This is a genomic window from Pseudomonas sp. IPO3749 (assembly GCF_013386605.1).
Classification (GTDB): domain Bacteria; phylum Pseudomonadota; class Gammaproteobacteria; order Pseudomonadales; family Pseudomonadaceae; genus Aquipseudomonas; species Aquipseudomonas azotoformans_A.
Genome location: NZ_JACARN010000164.1, coordinates 1 through 305, shown reverse-complemented (window position 1 = coordinate 305; position 305 = coordinate 1). Strand labels below are relative to the sequence as shown.

Here is a 305-nt window from a genome sequence, read left to right as displayed (position 1 = left end):
CGCATCGCCCGTGGCGACGTGCCGCCCAGCCTCAAGGACGTACAGCTGCTGGCCCTCGACGTCGGCCTGTTGCAGGCCGGCGCGAGCATGAAAGGCGAGTTTGAACAGCGCCTGCGCTCGGTGATCGATGAGGTGCAGGCCAGCGTCAAGCCGGTGGTGCTGTTCATCGACGAGACCCACACCTTGGTCGGCGCGGGCGGTGCTGCCGGCACCGGCGATGCCGCCAACCTGCTCAAGCCGGCACTGGCCCGAGGCACCTTGCGCACGGTAGGCGCGACGACCTTTGCCGAGTACAAGAAGCACAT

At 67.5% G+C, this 305-nt stretch carries 1 protein-coding gene; it reads left to right on the top strand.

All coding sequences use genetic code 11. The features are described 5' to 3' along the window. On the top strand, positions 1-305 hold a 305-nt coding region (locus tag HX812_RS31940), incomplete at both ends, for an AAA family ATPase (protein WP_178949167.1).